The sequence below is a fragment of the Dokdonia sp. Asnod1-B02 genome, from assembly GCF_045063955.1.
In the GTDB taxonomy this organism is placed as follows: Bacteria; Bacteroidota; Bacteroidia; order Flavobacteriales; family Flavobacteriaceae; genus Dokdonia.
Genome location: NZ_JBEFNW010000002.1, coordinates 823,417 through 842,471, shown reverse-complemented (window position 1 = coordinate 842,471; position 19,055 = coordinate 823,417). Strand labels below are relative to the sequence as shown.

General features: G+C 37.9%; 13 protein-coding genes. 2 read left to right on the top strand and 11 right to left on the bottom strand.

Annotated features, from left to right (window positions below; genetic code table 11):
* Positions 1–118: 118 nt before the first annotated feature.
* Both ACJJVU_RS03830 and cyoE read right to left on the bottom strand, forming a co-directional pair.
* Positions 119–700: a cytochrome c oxidase subunit 3 gene (locus ACJJVU_RS03830; protein ID WP_298329316.1), complete on the bottom strand. Its 582-nt coding sequence runs from the start codon at positions 698–700 to the stop codon at positions 119–121.
* Positions 701–1,672, bottom strand: coding sequence for a heme o synthase (gene cyoE / locus ACJJVU_RS03825; protein ID WP_013751072.1), 972 nt, complete (start codon positions 1,670–1,672; stop codon positions 701–703). It lies immediately after the preceding gene.
* A 75-nt stretch (positions 1,673–1,747) separates the two neighbouring features.
* Between cyoE and ACJJVU_RS03820 the strand changes: the two genes are divergently transcribed.
* Both ACJJVU_RS03820 and ACJJVU_RS03815 read left to right on the top strand, forming a co-directional pair.
* A complete protein-coding gene (locus tag ACJJVU_RS03820; protein WP_298329322.1) occupies positions 1,748–2,632 on the top strand; it encodes an MBL fold metallo-hydrolase in 885 nt (294 codons plus the stop codon).
* Positions 2,633–2,640: 8 nt separating this feature from the next.
* A complete protein-coding gene (locus ACJJVU_RS03815) occupies positions 2,641–3,015 on the top strand; it encodes a glyoxalase (protein ID WP_405222461.1) in 375 nt (124 codons plus the stop codon).
* Between the two features lie 69 nt (positions 3,016–3,084).
* On the opposite strand, the gene ACJJVU_RS03810 is transcribed toward ACJJVU_RS03815, so the two are convergent.
* From ACJJVU_RS03810 to ACJJVU_RS03770, 9 genes are all read right to left on the bottom strand, one after another.
* Entirely contained in the window at positions 3,085–3,498 is a 414-nt protein-coding gene (locus tag ACJJVU_RS03810) for a hypothetical protein (protein ID WP_405222458.1), read from the bottom strand.
* Between the two features lie 62 nt (positions 3,499–3,560).
* Positions 3,561–5,690 (bottom strand): gliding motility protein RemB, encoded by a 2,130-nt coding sequence (locus ACJJVU_RS03805; RefSeq protein WP_405222455.1) that lies wholly within the window; start codon positions 5,688–5,690, stop codon positions 3,561–3,563.
* Positions 5,691–5,789: 99 nt separating this feature from the next.
* Entirely contained in the window at positions 5,790–6,581 is a 792-nt protein-coding gene (locus ACJJVU_RS03800) for an energy transducer TonB (protein WP_405222452.1), read from the bottom strand.
* A 161-nt stretch (positions 6,582–6,742) separates the two neighbouring features.
* Positions 6,743–7,471 carry an energy transducer TonB gene (locus ACJJVU_RS03795; RefSeq protein WP_405222449.1) on the bottom strand — a complete coding sequence of 243 codons (729 nt, stop codon included), beginning with the start codon at positions 7,469–7,471 and terminating at the stop codon, positions 6,743–6,745.
* Between the two features lie 59 nt (positions 7,472–7,530).
* Complete coding sequence (locus ACJJVU_RS03790) at positions 7,531–7,920, bottom strand: VanZ family protein (RefSeq protein ID WP_405222446.1); 390 nt, start codon at positions 7,918–7,920, stop codon at positions 7,531–7,533.
* Positions 7,913–8,293 carry a glycine cleavage system protein GcvH gene (gene gcvH / locus ACJJVU_RS03785; RefSeq protein ID WP_405222443.1) on the bottom strand — a complete coding sequence of 127 codons (381 nt, stop codon included), beginning with the start codon at positions 8,291–8,293 and terminating at the stop codon, positions 7,913–7,915. The genes ACJJVU_RS03790 and gcvH overlap by 8 nt, the downstream gene beginning before the upstream one ends.
* A 104-nt stretch (positions 8,294–8,397) precedes the next feature.
* Positions 8,398–15,870, bottom strand: coding sequence for a cell surface protein SprA (sprA, locus tag ACJJVU_RS03780; protein WP_405222440.1), 7,473 nt, complete (start codon positions 15,868–15,870; stop codon positions 8,398–8,400).
* 7 nt (positions 15,871–15,877) lie between these two features.
* Positions 15,878–16,459 (bottom strand): Holliday junction branch migration protein RuvA, encoded by a 582-nt coding sequence (ruvA, locus tag ACJJVU_RS03775; RefSeq protein ID WP_405222437.1) that lies wholly within the window; start codon positions 16,457–16,459, stop codon positions 15,878–15,880.
* Between the two features lie 231 nt (positions 16,460–16,690).
* Positions 16,691–18,994, bottom strand: coding sequence for an NADP-dependent malic enzyme (locus ACJJVU_RS03770; protein WP_405222434.1), 2,304 nt, complete (start codon positions 18,992–18,994; stop codon positions 16,691–16,693).
* Between the last annotated feature and the right edge of the window lie 61 nt (positions 18,995–19,055).

The following is a 19,055-nucleotide window of genomic DNA, read 5'->3' as shown; positions in this document are numbered from 1 at the left end:
GTAAGAATTGGTTAATTTAATGGTTGCAAAAATAAGTATTTTATGTTCAGATATCAACACTGAACCCTCGATTTATAATCGTTTTAGATACGTGTCAATATAACAATGTATCGCTAGTCTACTTTGTTACAAATAAAAGCACAAATAAAAATACCCAAAGAATATCTAAAAAGTGCCAAAACGTTACCCCTAGTGTTAATCCTAAATGTTCTGCCGCAGAATATTTACCTCTTAAATGATTGATAATTACTGTAATTAACGATATAAAACCAGCAATAAGGTGTGCAATGTGCACTGCAATTATAAGAAAGAAAAACGTAGTTGTAATATTACTAGACGCTCCTGTAAAATAATATCCTTGTTCTTGAAATGCACTAAAGCCTGCAAACTGGGAAACCACAAATCCTATTCCTAGCGCTAGTGTAAGCATTAAAAATAAAGTTCCCATTGAATTTTTACCGCTTATGATTGCATTTTTGGCAAGATGTATCGTGATACTACTTATTACGATTAACACTGTAGAAACTATAAGCGCCTGCGGAAAATCATAGTTTTCTAACCAATCACGACGTTCCATACTTACGATATATGCACTCGTAAGTCCTGCAAATGTCATACACAAACTTATAATCCCAAACCACAACATCTGCTTTTTAGCACGATCTAGTTTCAACTTTTCACCTCCTTGAGTATAATCCATCTATCTTAAAAATTTATCTATTACAAAAACAATTTGAAGTAGCGTGATGTAAGTCACACTTGAAAGCATTAGTCGTTTGGCTGTTTTTGCATCTCTGTTTTGGTACAATTTAATTGCCCAATACAACATAAATAATCCTAGTGCCCCAACGATAATTGCAGACACAGGTGTTAAAAATAAATCTCCAGTTACCCCAAATGCAGGTATTATCGAGATAAGTACTGTCCATACCGTGTATAACACGATTTGAACTGCAGTTCCTTTATCACGTTTTCCCGTAGGTAACATAGCAAAGCCTCCTTTTTTATAGTCATCAAAAAGAAACCACCCTATTGCCCAAAAATGAGGGAACTGCCAGAAAAATTGTATCATAAATAACGTCCCAGGCTCTATCCCAAAATCGTTAGTAGCAGCAACCCAACCTAACATGTAAGGTATCGCCCCTGGAAATGCCCCTACAAAAACAGATAAAGGTGTCTTCGTTTTTAAGGGAGTATATAACAGTACATACATAAATATAGAAATCCCTCCAAACATTGCTGTCTGAGGATTTATGTAATACAATGTGCCTAAACCTAGAATCGTAAATGTAATTGCTATTAAGAGCGCCTTTTGCTTAGACATCCTTCCGGAAGCTACAGGCCTATTTTTTGTGCGATCCATCAATGCGTCTAGATCTTTCTCTAGCACCTGATTATACGCATTTGACGCGCCTACCATAAAGTAGCCTCCTACAGCTAGCAGCAACACAATAAACCAGTCTATCTCTGTGGCTCCAAGAAAATATCCTGCAACACTAGAAAACACTACGCTTATAGATAAACGCATCTTTGTGATTTCTTTAAAATCGTACCAGGCAGAGTAGGTATTCGTATGTATGGCGACGTCGCTCAAAGACAGTAGGTTTAGCAATTTTTTAAGTGGTGCAAAGATACTGCCCAAAAGGAATCTGCACAACAAAACGACAAGCATAATAGGTTGTTAAAATTACGCTTTCGCGAAAGCGCAACTACATCAATACGACTACCTTTATAAAAAAACTTAAAAATGAAACACTTTACACTCATTATCATCGCACTAATAACTGCTGCAGCTACTGCACAAGGACGTTTTGACGATGTACAAATTACTGTTGAAAAAGTTACAGATCACATCTATATGCTTCAAGGAGCTGGTGGAAACATAGGAATTTCTACTGGAAAAGATGGCGTTTTTATGATAGACGATCAGTTTGCACCTCTTAGCAAGAAAATCACAACCGCTATTAAAACCATATCTGATCAGCCTGTGAGTTTCTTGGTCAACACTCACTTTCATGGTGACCACACTGGAGGAAATGCAAATTTTGAAGCCACTGGAGCAATGATTGTAGCTCATGATAATGTACGTAAGAGACTAGCAGCCGACGAGAAAACGGCTAATGCGGGACTCCCAGTAATCACTTTTAGTGAAGATGCTACTTTCTATCAAAATGACGATGACGTATTTTTAACCCATGTACATAATGCACATACAGACGGAGATGCGCTTGTTTATTTTGCGCAGAGTAATGTACTACATACTGGAGACACTTTCTTTAACGGTAACTTCCCTTTTATAGATACAAACCGTGGCGGAAGTATTCAGGGAGATATTGATGCAGCAAAGAAAGGACTCATGCTTATCAATGAGGATACTAAAATAATTCCTGGACATGGAAATCTAGCAACAAAAGCAGATTATCAAAAATATCACGATATGCTAGTAGACGTATACACTTCAGTTTTCAAAGCAATGGAAAACAATAAAACCCTTGAAGAAGTAACCGCAATGGAGTCAATCACATCTGAATATCTTACAGACGAAGCGTCTGCAAAAAGTTTTATAACTGGTCCAAAATTCAGAAGTACTGTTTATAAAAGCATCCTTGAGAATATTGACACCAATAAATAATACATCATATGAATCCAACAGTTAAATCCATCAGACCATTTATAGGTGCTACTGACTTTATTTCCTCAAGAAGGTTTTACACTTCCATTGGTTTTAAAGAAACTGTCATCTCCTATAATATGTCACTATTCACAATGGATGACTTTGGGTTTTACTTGCAAGATGCTTATGTAAAAGACTGGATAGACAACACGATGGTGTTTCTAGAAGTGCAACATCTAGATGAATACCTCACACACCTCGAGTCGCTTGATTTGGCTACATTATTTAAAGGCGTTAAGATTTCAAAAATTGTTGAGAATGACTGGGGAAGAGAGTTTTTCTTACACGATCCATCAGGAGTCTTGTGGCATATTGGGTCGTTTACAAATCGCCCGTCTTAATCTACAATATACTCTACAGAATCATATACCAAAGCCGACCAACCATAGTCGGCTTTTTGTTAGTTGTATTTAATCTACAATCTTTGACCTAGAAGTCTTATCTAATCGTTGCTTCTCTAGCATTTCCACACCCATTTTCAACATACCTATGAGGCTAATTCCTAAAATTATAGACCCAAAGCCCAATTCTTTTAAAAGAGGATTGTCCAAAAACAGATATGCACATGTACCAAAGGATAAATAGACAACAACATTAAACATCATAATAAGTAGAAAAATTCTTCCTTTCTTAGGGTCTTGCCAAATTTTTCTAGCAAATTTATGCTGTGATTTTGAAGTGTCTTGCAATGTTGAAAAACTTATTGCCAATCCTAAAAAGACCAATACATTACCAAAACTATCAAAAAGTAAATTGATGTTTAGATCATAAGAATTTAAGCCTAAAACAAAAGGAATAACCATGTAATAAAGAGCTACTGCCATTAGAGGATATTGTAAATAGCTCAAAGCTTGAAAAACCTTTTTAAAATCTATCATCTTTTCATCTAATAATCATAATACCAATTAAACAAATCTGTTCTAAAACCTATGTTGAGCCATAGCGTGTTTGTATCAAATGTATTTGGCGCATCTTGAATATCTGCGGTTACATTACGGTAGATAGGGTTTGCATACACTTTTAAGTTGGTTGCAGGGTTTATCAAATATCCTAACTCAAGATCTGCATACAGGCTATTAACCTTATTTCCTTGAAAAAATGCAATCCCATCATCTGATGGTCTATTCTCATCATTGCCATAAATACTTCCTCCGTAATACACTTCATTGATATCTCCTATCTCAACACCTCGAGCTCCTACAATAAGCTTCGCTGTTCCATACCATCGCTCTCTTTCATAACGAGCAATCCCAATAAGCTCTTTAAAATTTGCCCCCCATTGATGTGCTAGCGACTGGTTTGCGTGGCCATAATTAAGTTGAATCTCATTATTAGAATACACATAAGGACGCACTTGATTGTACTCACCTTGCAATGTCAAATTCTTAACCCCAAAGGCGTCATAGTACTTTGCTCCTACCTGAAAGCCTTGTTTGTTTTTATAGCTTTGATTTCCGCCTATCACATCACTAGCCGAAAACTCATCTATAACAACTTGCCCATACACATTTACGCGATCATTCACTTTATACTTTCCGGTTAGCCCTATAAGCGCATTACCACCGCGAGAACCCGTAGAAAACTCAATAGCACGATAAAAAATCACAGGATTTAAGAAGTTGAAATCAAATCCTCTTCCATTTTCATCTTCCCAAATTACAGATTCAAAAAGACCCACATTAAGCTTCTTACTTAGGTTCCAACTCAAGTAATGATTACTCATGAATTTTGTTCTAAAGGCACCGTCTGCTGTGGTTTCTGGACGCACATCACGGAGTGATGTCCACGTATTTGTGTACTTAAATTTCCAAAAGGTCGTATTAAGTTTTAAATATGGAAAATAACTCGCATTATCACTAAGCAACAGGGAGCGATACCCATCTCCTATAAACTGCTTTCCGTGACCTAGCTGGATATTAAAATACTTACTAGGCGTGTATGAAATGTAACCTTCGGCTACTGGATAATCTAGATCTCCGTTTGTTCCTTCTTTTGCAATACCACGACCTGGCACAACCCCTGGATTACCTCCATCTGGGCGCAATGACCTTGCGATAGCATCAAAATATCTAGGGAAACGACCTTGACTTTCATATACAGCAGCAAAAAAATTGAGCTTCTTTCCTAATCCACCTTGAATATACACTGCGCGTGTATTATTGTAGGTAAAGCTATCAGACTTCAAATCATCGGTTTCATATCCCAGTTGTAAATCGGCTGCTGGGTCTAGGGTAATCCAGTAATCCTCTCCTTGTATTTGCACCATGTGCTCATTAGACCATTTTCTCCCAAACCACGTTTTCTTCTCTTTCTTAAGAGCGTCTGTCTTTTCTTGAAAATTATAATACGGATTTACTGTTTGATACAGGTAAGGCTTACTTGCCGTGTGTGCATTTGTCCCCACAAGATTTAACTCTTGATCAAACCTACTGTAGACCTGATGCGAGAAAGGAATATTCAGCTGACTCGTATACTCATTTGCTGGATTAAATTTTTGATTTTGAATACGGTCATATTCATCCTGCATTGGGTTTTTAAGCGGTGACTCTTTTTTTGCTTTCGCGAAAGCGTCACCTTCATTATCACCAGTATTCATCTCACCTATTTTATTACGTGATAACGGCAATAGCACAGGCATGGTAAACTGCATATATGTAGGCTCCCCATTATAAGTAGCTGGATCAATAATAGGTAGTTTATCAAAAACCTCTTGCGCCGAAGTCTTAAGCGATGCAAAGACCGCATCTGTATACAGTAGCTTAAAAGCACCCTCACGAGTAACTTCAAACAAAATCACCATCTTACCCTCGTAATTCTCTTCATTAACCTCTACCGGGACTTCAAGATTATCGATTATAAAGGAAATAAAAGTTTCATTAAAACAAGCCGCAACTTCGCTCACTGGCAAGTCAGCACATTCTGGAAAAACGGGATACTTTTCATAATCACTAGTGGTTACCTGAGCGGTAAGACTACAAGTAGCGAAAACGAACAAAAGAAATACATATTTATGCATGGATGTAGGCGTAATAATTGCGCACGAAAGATAGGGTTTTATACACAAAAAATCCCGTTGCCAGAGGCAACGGGATTATAGTAAAAATGTTCTTATAATTTAATCTTCTATTTGAAATGAGATAGGTAATGAAAAAAGTACCGCAACATTCTCACCTGCTTGTTTTCCAGCAGTCATGTCAGGTAGCAACTTTGTAACTCGCAAAGCCTCTTCTTCAAGTTTTGGATGAGGGGCTTTAGCATTTACATCCACTACTTTTCCAGAAGCATCAATTTTAAATGTCACAAAGATTCTATTTACTCCAGAGAGCCCTAGACCTTCTCCTCTTTCTGCTCTAAACTTTTTAGATACAAATTTAGAAATCTTGGCACTCATGCAATCCTTGCGTTCATTATTTGAGCTTAAGCCTTCACAACCCGGATACAAAGGAGCTGTCTCTACTAGAGAAAATATTTTAGCTATTGGCTCATCGTCTACCGTATCATCATAATCAGGAATACGTGGGTCTACAATAGAATCATCTGTGGCATCTGTTGGCTTGAGATCATCTTCAAGGAACTTGGAATCATCTTCCTTTGTCTGGACGTTCTCAAGAATCTTAGGCTCTTCAATTTTTGGGAGCTGTACTTTCCTTACACCTTCCCTTTTAGGTTGCTCTACTTTCACTTGGTCAAGAGTAAAAATTTGATCTACGTTTTCCCGCTCTACCGCTATCGCCAGTTTCTTTTCTGGAGTACGCATTTCGATAAAGAAGATGGAAGCTAGAAGTGCTAAGATTAACCCAATTTGAAAATGAAGCGTGGGATTTCTTCGTAAATTCGCCTCGTGCTTGCGGCTTGATTTGTACACGCTGTTTTGGCGAACAGCAGTGCTTTCTTTGGAATTTTCCATAAGATATAGTTTTAAAAATGTTGAACAATTCTTAAAACGAATCAATAAGCAAGCCAAAATTGAGGTCACCTTAGGGCGGCCTCTTTTTTTTTGATATAAGGCACAAAAAAACCATCTCATTGCTGAGATGGTTTTTTTAATATTTAAAAAGTCTTTATGACTTAGTCTTCTACTTTAAATGTAATAGGTAGTGAGTATAAAACCCCTACTGGCTTACCACGTTGCTTACCTGGTGTCATTTTAGGTAATAACTTAATTACACGCTCTGCTTCTGATGCAAGACGTGGGTGTGGAGCACGAGATCTGATGTTTACAATTCTTCCAGTTTTATCAATCTTAAAACTTACAAAGATTCTGTTTATACCAGAAAGACCTAGATCTGAACCTAACTCTGTGTTGAACTTCTTATTTACAAGCTTGCTCACCTTCTCAGACATACAGTTCTTACGATCGTTATTGTTAGTCATAGACTCACAACCAGGAAAAATAGGCACATTTTCAATAACTGCAAACGGTACATCTGCAATCTCCTCTTCTTCTTCCACAACCTCTACTTCCTCTACTTCAACGATTTCCTCTTCGGCATCTGTTTCTGTAGACTCTATAATTGTTTCTTCTATTTCTTCTTCATCCTCTACTACCTCAATGATTTCCGGTGCTGGTGGCGGCGGTGGTGGCGGTGGTGGTGGTGGAGTATTCAACTCCGTGATTGGAATTTCTTCGTCGTCTAGATCATCAAGATCAAGCTGACCAATATCAATAGCCACATCATCATAAGTCTTCCACTCGATGGTGATGTACGTTAGTGCGAGTACTGCAATGAGTCCTAGCTGAAAAAACAGCATGCTTCTCTTGCGAAGGTCTGCTTTGGGATTTTTCTTGGGTTCCATAATTAAAGTATTAGTAGAGAGCTAAAATAGCAAAATAAATCTCAGTTGTGAAACTAAAATTACGATTTTAACCCTTTAAATTTCTTAAAAAATAGTAGAAATGTTAAACTTCCGAGTATTACACCTATACTATTTGCAAGTGCATCCCACACATCAGGCGTTCTGTATGTAGTTGCACTGCCTTGTAATAACTCAATCACTATGCCATATACCACTAATGCTAAAGCAATTGCTATATAAAAAATTGGCTTTGCCCATTTCTGAGTTATCGAGGTTTTCACGATATGAAAATAACTCAACCACAGTATGGCTAAACCAAAATAAGCTCCTAAATGTAGGAGCTTATCTATATTTGAAATATTAGTATCTAGTTTTACAGGCTTAACAAGCGACCCTATGCTTAATGCGCAGGTATATGCTATCGCTGTAAAACCAATAAGCTTATCCACCTATAAGTTCTTTGTAAGCATCTGCGCTTAAAAGCTCATCTACCTGTGAAGCATCAGAGAATTGTATTTTAATCATCCAGCCTGCTCCATAAGCATCGCTGTTTACGATTTCTGGCTCATCTTCTAGACCTTCATTAAAAGCTACAATCTCACCAGAAAGCGGTAAGAAAAGATCAGAAACGGTCTTTACTGCCTCTACAGTACCAAAAACCTCATCTCTATCAAGAGTTTCATCAAGAGTTTCTACTTCTACGTAAACGATATCTCCTAGTTCTCCTTGTGCAAAATCTGTAATTCCCACTACGGCTACGTCACCTTCTATGCGTACCCACTCGTGATCTTTCGTGTATTTTAACTCTGCTGGTATATTCATCTTAGTCTGTATTAGTTTGATTTAATTCCGCTTTCGCGAAAATATTCTTTTTAATAGATTAATGCTTACTATTTTCAAATTTTCGCGAAAGCGAACTCATATAATTAATTTCCAAAATTATATCTCAATGTAAATCCAGACCTAATAGTCGTTTGCGGAAATGCTGTAGATATTGCAAATGTCGAAAAAGTATGGTCATAAAAGAAGAGCGCAGTAAGATTTTTACTCAACGCATAATCTGTTGTAAACCTAAGTCCATAAATATCTTGTCCAGCAGTGGTCTGGCTATTGTCTATATCAAGATATCTGATGATAGTTTCGTTTTGTCTAAGAGAGAAATCTGCCTTAAAGTTGAGATCACTCTTAAGAACCCTACGAGATCCACCAAAGTTTGTAACAAACCTAAGGTCCTTAATACGATATCCTAATCCTAATATGTACTCATTACCCTTAATCTCGGTTAGGAGGTTGTTATCAAAGCTTAATCCTAATGCCCTATCTCTTTTAATTTCGGCAAGAATCTTTACAGAGTTTTTCATTTCAAAATCAAGACGAACTAGCGGCGTGAACTGCTCTGTAAGTGTCACATTACTTAATAGCGTTTGATTTAAAAAGTTACCTGCTTGATCTCGCTGTGCGGTCGCAGGGTCTCTATCTGTATTTCTATTATAAGCAAGGTTAGTCAAGTAATTGTTTACAGAATATCCAGCCGTGTAACCGTGCTGAACTGAGAATCTCTTAAACTTATCCTTAAACCATTTCATGTTCATTAAACCGGTATACTTTATATTCCAGTTAGGTAATGGGATACTTCTAAGAAAACCGGTGTCTGTTTTATTTACATCCTTACCGCTGTATGCAGCTAAGAAAGCAGGCAACAACACTTTTTGATTAGTACGCCCGAAACCTTCTGGATACCCATCTGCATCTACCTCAAAGGTATTTGTACCGTAAAACTCTCTTGCCAGTCTATTTGCTACAGCCAGTCTGTTTTCTCTAAACGTATTAAATGTACTACTAGACTCAGATGTACTCTGTGCAAAGGCAGTACCTATTAATACCGTAGATATATTAAAGCGACCAAAGCTATTTCCAGTAAGCGATTGATATGCTAAACTCTGCTCGTTAACTCGGTAATTTTCTTGATAGTTTTCTTGAAAAACACGATTTAAGTTAAGATCTATATCAAGATCTTTAAGGAGCCCTATTCTCGCTTGAATAGCAAGATCTCTACTTTCTATCTCGCGATACTGCTGGTTAAAATCTTGAAACAATGTTAACCATCCATTACTCGCTGCAAGCTCTCTTACCTCTGCCTGACTTCCAAAAATAAATCCTGGCGTAGGTCTTAAACTTCCTGCAAACCCAACTGATGGCAAATACCCTGGTAAATAGATACCATTACTCTCCTCATAAGTGAGCTGCACTCGCTTAACCGCGGTAAGTAATCCTACTCCTGTATTGAGCGCCTTATCTGATGTACTTAAACCACTCGTGGTTCCATCACTTGAAGCATCTTCTTTTAATTTATCAATCTTGCTATTACGATCATCTTCTGGTGATGGCAATCCTCTAGGTCTAGTGCTAGTAGCACGCTGTTTTTTCTTCTTTGTTAAGCCTACATATTTATAGAGCTTCTCCATATCAAAGGTTCCATTAACAGCATGGGTATTTGTATTCTCCACACTATTTCCTATCTCTGGAATATTATCTAAGACCTGAAACTGTTGTGAGCCTCTCTGCCATCTATAGTTTGCAGTATAAGCATAAGTAGCAGTAATCCACTCTGTAAACGGAATCTTATCGAACGGTAAGTCATAGTTGAGTTGTAATACTCCAAAATGCGTATCTGGCGTACCTACATCAAAGAACCCTCTATAAATACCATAACCATCTACTTCTTGACCTGCATCATCTAAGAAAGCTGGTGTCCCATCATTATCAAGATAGTTTCTTACAATACGGTTGTGGTTTACATTATAATTAAGTCGCAGACTTTTAGTAATAGGAAAGTCGACAGCATACCCCCAATCAAATAAGTAGTTACGCTGAAATAAACGTGGCACCGCAATATCACCTTCGTTTGCAAATACATCTCTAAACTTCTGCTGATTATACTGGCGCACAACATTAGACTGTATAGCAATATTAGACGGCAAGTAATTAAAGTTTAAATCTTTTAAGAACTTATAGTACTTTCCTGTAAATAGAGAGTCATTTTTAGCAAATGGCTCTACAGGTTTAGAGTTAAAACTATAGTTATAAGTACCTCCTAATCTCACATTCTGATCGCGAGATTCTTCTATCTCAAAATCCTTATGATCTGTCTGGTTGTAAGAATATGAAAAAGTAAGGTTTTCAATATCATACGGCATAGGCTTGCGCTCTGTATCCGTGCGCTCTTTTCTTACTCCTATAGCATTAAAGCTTTGGCGCTTTGTATAATCTACAGAGTAATCTTCTATGTTATCTCTCTCCTCTTGACTAGCCGCATTATCTAGTGATGTATCTAACTCAACATCCTCATAAAGCGGATTAAACTTAGGTGTAATACTCTGCTCACCTATTGCATAATTAAGAGGTAACTGTAATCCCCATTTCTTTGGTAGTAATTGGCCCGCGTTAAGATTTGTCACAATATCATATTGAGTCACATCTTCTAAGCTACGCTCACCTGCGTTTTGCTCTATACTCCCAAAACCTACAGTACTTAAACGTCCCGTTGCCGATACATTTGCAAAGTCTGCAATATTTCCATCTACACTTAATACCCCAGCATATCCACCATCATTAGTAAGATCTGATAAGCGTAGCTCATTAAACCAAACTTCTCCACCTATTTCTCCTGGAGAACAACCCATAGCTTGGTTGCTCGTTGGGTTTCCATTTTTTACACCAAGCATTAATGTTCTTACATCACCAAAACTAGGAAGACCTTGAATACCTATACGCAATTGACCTTCTTCATAACACATAGACTCTGGATTGAGAATACGATCCCCGTTTTGATCAAAATATGTGATATCATCTGGATCTGATTCTACATCTCCCGCAATAACTTTTGATTTAATAATCTGTAGTAATTCTAATGGAAGATCGAGCTCATTTGCCGCTGGCCAGATAGCATCTCTATCTTGGTTAGACACATTAAATGCAGTAGGCTGTAGTGGTAATTCTATTTGATAAAAATTTGAATTAAGGTCGGTTCCCATTCTTATGAAACCTACTAGATTCTGATTATCAAGACCATTCTCAACAATAGGCTCTGCGTGCATAAACATCTTAAGATTTTTATACTGTCGCATGTCGAGATTATAATATTTATAAACCCCTCTTGCATCTTGCTCTTCAAGATTTTGAACTCTCAAAGAAAGAGACTGCTCGTTTTGCCTGATATTGTTATTGTTATTATTGAGCCTCTCACGCTCTACCCCTGGAGGTAATGCATAAGGAACTGGCTGTCTTGTTTCGTTTGCCTCTATATTTACGGCAGCTACCTCAAACTGCGTATTATCCGCATCATTGATTTGCGTGTTCTCATTAGGATCTAACGTTAGTAGGTATCTTCTAAAATCTCCACGTACTAAATCTAATGTTCCAAAACGAAGTACAACATCTTCTTGCCAACCACTCATGTACATACGCATAAAACGTATAGACCTAAAGTCATTAATTCCTCCAACTACATTTGTCGCTTGGTTGATTGGCACTCTAAACTGCACCCATCTTGTAGGTAGTTGATTTCCATTTTGAGTAGTGACAGTAAGTTCTCTTACATCAGTTACAAATGGATTATTTTCTATACTTAAAGATGCTGGATTAATAGGTAATTCATATTCAAAATATGCATCTACCGTGTTCATTGTATTATCACGGTTTACATCTTCCACATCTGGAAAAGTAGTTGAACCACGATTAGTTTGTGTTACCTCTACCGGAGAGTTACCCTGATTGTTATTATAATCTCTATATCGTTCTATAACGCCACCTTCAGTATTTAAGAAGTAATTGTAGTTGTCACCTGCAGGATCTGGGAGTCCTGCAAAGTTCGGAAACTCCATTGCCTCCTCTACATCGCTTAGTCCATCATAACCTACATCTTGATTAGTACGCTGCTGGCCTTCTGTGTCAAAAGCATAGACTAAAGATTGATTAGTAGGTACTTTACCCCATACGGTTTCTGAGGTTGACTCGTCTCCTCCTTCATTAGGAAGTCCGTTTTCATATTGTTTTCTTCCATCCTTAAGAATATCTTCAGAGATACTACCTAAGTTAAGCGTAAGGTTTCCTCCAGCATTTGTTGTGTCACCATCTCCAAAAAATGGATCTAGTAACCAGAATTCAACAAACTCTACATTTGCTTGTTCAAAGTCTGTAGAAGTTAACTGCCTTGTAATTCCTCCAAAATTTTGCTGAGGATTAGAAAGCATGCCGTCTTGCGCATCAGGACTAAAGTTATAAGGCCCTCTCTCTTGCGGGAAATAAGCTAAATCAAGTGTAAAAAGTGCCTGTGTTTGACCTGCAATAATATCTTGTTGAGGAAATATCTCATCTCTAAAAACACGTCTTGTTTCTGCTAGGGACAAATCGTCGTCTGAGATACCACCAGGACGCTGATTGTTATAAAAAATAGGATCTATAGAATACCAAGCAAATTTCGCTCTTCTATATCCCGTAGCGAGATCACCGTTTGCTAGCTCACCACCAAAACCTAACGGTGCAGATGACAAACTCCACTGTAAAGCTCCTCCAATATCTATTGAAGTTTGTGATCCCTCAAAATCATCCACATAAGAGGTTGCCTCGCCATTAAAATCTGTTCCTTTAGGTTGCCCAGGAATTAGATATGCTACCTCACCTCTAACTGATAGATTGGAAGGAACATCAGTATCTATATTAGGAAGCTTATTCACCCATCTTGTTAAGAAAGGAAGTTCTGTAGAGTAGCTTGCATTTAACCCTACAATCGTATTGTTTATTGGCTCAAAGCTATATGTCGCTTTTTGAGTAAGTGGTCGCTCATTGAGATTTAAAAAAGTACCTCCTACGATAAAATTCTCATTAAACTGGTGTTCTACATTAATCCCTGTAAAACGCTTATTCTGCTGTCCAAAAATAGCATTATTCTCTACAGATGCAGAGATAGGAATACCGGACGCTTCTAAAGATTTATCTAAAATAATAACACGACCTAATTGGTAATTAACCGTATAGTCAAGTCCTTCTACTAGTCTTCTTCCACCTGCAGTTACTGTCACAGAACCTTGTGGCACATTAAAAGCTCCTAATGGAATACCCTGCTCTTGAGCAGATTTATAACGTCCTTTTAATAAGAATTTGTTCTTCTCGGCATTATCTCTAGCTATTGTTTTTGTAGACTGATACAAAGAAGAATAAACATACTTGTCTTGATGCGGATTATAAGTCTCTGTATTCTCATAAGTTTCTGCACCATCATTTACGCTCAGTAAATCAAATAATGTCTCTCCAAATGGTTCTACAGTTGTAAATACGATACTTCCATTTTGTACATGTACTGTTGTTCCTGGCACAAAATCAAAGAAACCATCTCCTCCTACTTGCGGATCTCCAAAGGTGGTTAGTCTATCAAGATTAAATAATCGTAACAACGTATTACTCTCAAGATCTCCACGATCTTGACCTTCATCCATAGTGTTGTCGTTATTAGTCCCATCAAACAATGTTGGTAAAGGTGCACCACCCACGGGAGTTATAAAGTTAATAGGAGAGGGATCTGAGTATACAATGTTCAATCTAAATCCTTCCTGCTCTAATTGAAAAGCACCTAGCGGATAGATGTTTTTCATCATTAAGTCCCATATAGGCTCTTGTACATTTGTGAGGTTACTTTTAAGCATTTTAACCACAAGATTAACGGGGCTTCCAGCTTGTCCAGCAGGAATTACGGTATCTAAAATACCATCTCCATTTACATCTTGACCGTTTAAAATACCATCACCATTCACATCTGCATCTGCACTATCTGCAATGTTATCGCCATCTTCATCTGGACGACCTTGTCCAAAATCTGCATCAATAATATCTGGTCTTCCATCTCCATCTGCATCTGGGCGGCTACCCTCGGTAGCATTAATACCGTCATTTGCAAATTCTCCTACTTGATACACTTGACCTCCTACTGTATATTGAAAGGCTACCCCAAGTACTTCATCATTATTTAATCGCTGGCTAAGAGATATGTAACCTAGTGCTGGGTATAATGTAAACTGAGAGCTTTGTAATTGTCTAGCATTTTCAAGTAATACGTAGTCAGTTCCATCCTGCACTGTAACGTTACCAAAACCTTGACTAGCCGTCGCCACGTCTCTTATGGCAGGTGTAAGAACAGACTGCACAGACTGATCATTTATGCCACGTGGGTTAAAATCATTATTACGGTTATCTGGAAATGCATTTGCAGAGTTATTGATAAAGCCAGGGTTTGCTCCTGCATCAATCCCTAAGTTTGCTGGGTCAGATTCACCTATATCTTGTAATGCAATTATATTTCGTGCGTTTGTAGTTTGGTTTTGTCTATTTGTAATCCAAACTTCTACCCTAGTTATTTGAACTCCTCTGTTATCAATAAATGGATAGTTCTTAAGAGCATCATTATACGTATCTCTAAAGTAATGCGCTAAGAAGAAGTGACGGTTTTCATCATAATCTAATGCAGGCACTTCAAAGTCTTGCACAGTTGCACCACCCTCTGCAGTTACAGTTCTAGGTTGTGATTGGTTCTCAGAAAACACAGCCGTTACTCGCGTCTTTCCAAACTGTAACTCAGTTTTCACACCAAACAAACTCTGCGAACCTTGAATAAGTGCGCTATTGAGCGGCATCGAGATATTACCTACTTCAATTTTCTGTATAATATCATCCTCGGTAGGAGTGTATTCTAGCTTAATTTGATTTTGGAAATTAAAGGTAGACTCCGTATCGTAATTTGCTGTAATCTGTAAGCGCTCACCCACTTGACCTAGTAAACTCAAGCTTATTCGTTGATCAAAGTCAAAGGTAAAATTGCTACGGTTACGTGGTGAAAATGCTGGGTTATCTTGTTTTGTAAATAACAGCCCAAGATCCATCTCTACAGATCCCTGAGGTGTAAACTCTATCTTATCTCCACCAAAAATGCTTTTAAATAAATCATTCTCAACATATAGTGATTTTACTAAGCTATTGCGGGTATCATCCTCTTCAGACCTACCATCTACTACATTTACTTTCTCTCTAAAATACTGACGCATCTGCTCGTCACGTACTCTTTTTTGATATTCGGCTGGGGTTAAAATTAAAGGATATGTAATATTAAAACTCCCTAATTCCTCCGTGAAAATATACCTATCGAGCACAGCATCATAAGTATATTTTGACACAATACTGTTAGGGTTAGGCAACACCAGGCTACCTAACGAGAAGGTTGTGGCTGTAGAGTCTTGAGCTGCTGCATCCTCCTCTTCTTCCTGCGCCATTGCTACGGAATTTCCTAGAAAGAAAAATCCAACTACAAACAATATCGCTATACGTACATTTAAATAATAGTGTTGCTTCAAAATATGCCTACAGTTTTTTTAATGCTTCTTTGATAATCGTTTCTACGCTTGCGTCTGGCTTTTCTTTTACGATAGCCGTACAGACTTTTTCTGCTTGCTTACGCGCAAAACCTAATGTCTCTAAAGCAGATAACGCCTCTTCTTTGCTAGTATTGCTTTGCACAGCACTTTCACTACTCATATCGTACACCTTCAGGATCTTATCCTTGAGGTCGAGTATTACTCGCTGGGCTGTTTTTGCTCCTATTCCCTTAATACTTTGTATGGTTGCTACATCATTTGATGCAATAGCTTGTTTTATCTGGTTAGGATCTAGAGAGGACAACATTGTCCTTGCCGTACTTGCTCCTATACCAGAAACAGACAGTAATAATCTAAAAATCTCACGCTCCATCACCTCCATAAACCCAAAAAGTGTATGGCTATCTTCTTTAACTTGTAGATGGGTGTGTAACTTTAAAGCCTCGCTATCTCCTAGCTGCCCAAAAGTGTGCAATGAAATATTAATAAAATATCCTACTCCGTTGCAGTCTAGTACTACGTGAGTTGGATTTTTTTCTATAAGTCTTCCGCTTAAGTGAGTGATCATTTAACAAATAATTAAGGAGCGTAAATGTAAGAAAATTATGTCTAGGAGATTGCCAATTTTAATGGTTACGCTTTCGCGAAAATGAAACCACTCAAAACCACGCTTCTTCAATAAAAACTAACGATTAACTCTTTCTCATTTCATCAACAAAAGAACTCACAAAAAAAGAGGTGTAAACATTACATTTTACACCTCTTTGTATCAAATTTTCGCGAAAGCGAAATCAATATATTACTTCTGTTCTTGCGCACGGCGCACTTCTTGTTTTTGCTTTTTCTGAGCGTCAATAACCGTAATTGCAGCCATACTTACCATTTCGTCTACACTTGCTCCTAGTTGAAGTACATGTACAGGCTTGCGCATACCTAATAAAATAGGCCCAATGTTATCTGCCTTTTCAAGCTCCTTAATCACTTTATAGGTAATGTTTGCACTATCTATATTTGAAAATACAAGTGTATTTACTTTTCTTCCTGCTAGTTTTGAGAAAGGAAATTTTGCTTGTAACATTTCCTTGTTAAGAGCAAAATCTGCTTGTACTTCACCATCTACCACAAGATCTGGATAGTAGCGGTGCAAGTAAGATACCGCCTTACTCACCTCTGTAGCTTTCTCATGTCCAGAAGATCCAAAGTTTGAATAACTCACCATTGCAACAACAGGCTCAAGACCAAACATTTTTACGGTAGTGGAAGTCATTTGAGCAATTTTAGCAAGCTCCTTTGCTGTTGGATTGATATTTATTGAAGTATCTGCAAGAAACAAAGGCCCTCTTGATGTCACCATCAAGTTACAAGCTGCTACTTTTTGCACTCCAGGCGCAGTACCTATAACTTCAAGCACAGGCTTTATCACAGTAGGGTAACTACGGCTATAACCAGATAACATACCATCTGCATCTCCTTCATTTACCATCATAGAGGCAAAATAATCGCGACGCTTTACTTGACGCCTTGCATCAAGATACGTGATACCTTTACGCTTACGTGTGTTCCAGTAAATATTTGCATAGCGATCTACTTGATCTTTTTCCTCATTAGATAGAGGATCTATAATCTCTACATCTGCCTCAAAACCTATTTCTTCCTTGAGCTCAAGTATCACCTCTCTATTACCTAGTAACACGGGAATTGCAATTCCTTCTTCATGTACAATTTGAGCAGCTTTTAATACATCCAGCTGGTCTGACTCTGCAAAGATGATACGCTTAGGATCAAGCCTAGCTCTATCAAGCAGTAATCTTACTATCTTATTATCTTCTCCTAGGCGTTCTAATAACTCATCGTTATATGAATCCCAGTCTGTTATAGGCTCAAGTGCAACTCCGCTATCCATAGCAGCTTTTGCAACTGCTGGAGGAATTGTTGTTATCAATCTCGGGTCAAAAGGCTTCGGAATGATATAATCTCGCCCAAAGGTAAATCGTGTTGCTCCGTATGCAATGTTCACCTGCTCTGGAACTGGCTCTTTTGCTAGTTGAGCAAGTGCTTTTACAGCAGCCATTTTCATTTCTTCATTTATTGCCGTTGCTCTTACATCAAGCGCTCCACGAAAAATAAAAGGAAAACCAAGCACATTATTAACCTGATTAGGATGGTCAGAACGTCCCGTCGCCATAATAAGATCTGGTCGAGAAGTAATTGCTACGTTATAGTCGATCTCTGGCGTTGGGTTTGCCATTGCAAAAACAATAGGATCATTTGCCATAGATCTAATCATATCTGGCGATACAATATTACCTACAGAAAGTCCCAAGAACACATCTGCATCTACCATGGCATCTGCAAGATTCTTGTAATCCTTGTTACTTTTAAATTTCACCTGCTCTGGAGAAAGGTCTGTACGATTTGCTCTTAGCAAACCGTTTATATCAAACATTGATATATTTTCTAGCTTAGCACCTAGTAAGTGATATAAGTTCATGCAAGAGATAGCAGCACTTCCCGCACCACTTACCACAATCTTTACATCCTCAATACGTTTACCTGCAATTTCTAATGCATTAAGCATTGCCGCAGCAGAAATAATTGCTGTACCATGCTGATCATCATGCATTACTGGGATATCCAACTCTGCCTTAAGTCTGCGTTCTATTTCAAAAGCTTCTGGAGCTTTAATATCTTCTAAGTTAATACCTCCAAAAGTGGGAGCTATATTTTTTACAGTTTCTACAAAAGCGTCTACATCCTTAGTATCCACTTCTATGTCAAACACATCAATACCAGCAAATATCTTAAACAAAAGTCCTTTACCTTCCATTACAGGCTTAGAGGCTTCTGGCCCTATATCTCCCAGTCCTAAAACTGCGGTACCATTTGTGATTACGGCAACTAGGTTACCCTTTGCAGTATATTTATAAACGTTATTTACGTCTTTTGCAATCTCTAGACAAGGCTCTGCTACACCAGGAGAATATGCTAACGCGAGATCACGCTGGCTAGAATACTTCTTCGTAGGAACTACGGCAATTTTACCTGGTTTAGGCTTTGCGTGATACACGAGAGCTTCTCTACGCTTGTTGCTGTTTTGACTCATAAAGTTGATTTGTATTTGACTTACAAAAATACAGATTTCCTAATACGCCACATAAGCTATA